Source organism: Vibrio sp. 1288, assembly GCF_033344475.1.
The window spans coordinates 1-1015 of sequence record NZ_JAWPOX010000164.1; the positions used below are offsets into that span (position 1 = coordinate 1).

Here is a 1015-nt window from a genome sequence, read left to right on the forward strand (position 1 = left end):
TTTAACGATGGAAGATTTGTCTGCCCGTTGTGTAAGGATTAATCCTGAGTACGCGCCGTCGGTTTCTTACCTTTCGATGATTGAGCGCGGAAAACGCGTACCGAGTATCGATATGCTCGAGGTAATCGCAGAAGTTTTTCAAAAAGATCCAGCGTGGTTTTTAGATGATGAGCCCGAATTAGAAGCCATTACCCCCAACAAAGGGAATCGAGGCGGGATTAATGGCATGGCGCTAGAACCGAGCTTCCTGTTTTCCAATGACATTCTTCAGATTGCTATTCCAGAAATGCTGTCTCAAACCGGGATCACAGGTCGTCAATTTGCTCACTTGCTGATCCGCGCGCACCAAGAGAACCATCAAAACCATTTTCCTGATTTAGAGCGTGCCGCCGAAGAAGTGGGATTGAAGCGCCTTAATTTGTCGGTTGAGGATTTGATCGACATTGCCAAAAGTATGGGCTTGGATATCCGCTGGGTTGACCGAGCGCCTCAAGATGTCATCGATGAATTGGGCGTAAACGCCAAACAATTGATTACGTCATTCATGGAACCACCGGGCACCATTTATCTCAACAAACGGATGCGCGACTACCCTACCCGTTTAAAATACGACTTATCGGTATACATTGGCCACCGCGTATTGCACAGCAGCGACGCGATGAATAACGTGCTCTCCATCGGACATCAGAATAACTGGGAACAAATGGACAGCCCCGTGTCGAACTCTGAGCTAAATTCGCAAGACATTCTGCAAGCTTGGCGAGACTTTGAGTCCAGCTTTTTTGCAGGAGCTCTGCTTTGCCCTAAAGTGCCATTTCGTCAGTTGCTCGACCGCTCCGGTTACGAAATTGATGTTCATAAAAAAGCAGGCGTTTCACCATCGGTTGCGATGCGCCGCATGACCGTTGTGTCACCATATCCCCATTGGCACTATTTCGACGCGTACGGGCCGGGCAAACTTAAAGCCGTGTATCGAGGGAATGGCATCCCACTCCCTTGGGGCAACATGCGCAAA

At 49.0% G+C, this 1015-nt stretch carries 1 protein-coding gene; it reads left to right on the forward strand.

Going from position 1 to position 1015, the window contains the following annotated elements; genetic code table 11:
- Positions 1-1015 (forward strand): DUF3612 domain-containing protein (locus R8O11_RS25350; protein ID WP_318194628.1); only part of this gene is annotated, 1015 nt, incomplete at both ends.